Source organism: Flavobacterium sp. AK-301 (assembly GCF_058310215.1).
In genome coordinates, this window is record NZ_JBZEES010000048.1 from 1 (window position 1) to 603 (window position 603).

Consider the following 603-nt stretch of genomic DNA (forward strand, 5'->3'; position numbering starts at 1 on the left):
CATTTCCGGACGCGGCTCCAATATGGAAGCCATTGTCCGCGCCTGTCAGGCCGAAGGTTGGTCGGGACGCATTGCCGCCGTCATTTCTAATCGGCCCGATGCGGCAGGACTTAAATTTGCCGCTTCGCACGGCATTGCCACCGCAGTGGTCGACCACAAGGCTTTCCCCGATCGCGACAGCTTCGATGCCGCCCTGGCGCAGGTGATCGACGGCTTTTCGCCGGATCTGGTGGTGCTGGCCGGTTTCATGCGCATCCTCACGCCCGGCTTTGTAAAGCGCTACGCCGGCCGCATGCTGAACATTCATCCGTCGATGCTGCCGTGCTTCCCCGGGTTGCACACGCACGAGGCCGCGCTGGCCATGGGCGTGAAGGTGCATGGCGCGACTGTACATTTCGTCACCGCCGACCTGGATCACGGCCCGATCGTGCTGCAGGCCATCATCGACGTGCGTCAAGGCGACACGCCTGACTCGCTGGCCGGGCGGCTGCTGGCACAGGAGCACACGATCTATCCGCGTGCCGTGCGCTGGTTCGTGGAAGGGCGGTTGTCGGTCGAACACGGTGTGGTGCGCGTCTGGCCGGATGAATCGCAGCTTGTGAT

1 protein-coding gene is annotated in these 603 nt (G+C 63.7%); it reads left to right on the plus strand.

Going from position 1 to position 603, the window contains the following annotated elements; all coding sequences use genetic code 11:
- Positions 1-603, plus strand: a 603-nt coding sequence (gene purN, locus AC4FQX_RS15185) for a phosphoribosylglycinamide formyltransferase (RefSeq protein WP_491168565.1), incomplete at both ends; no start/stop codon positions are given.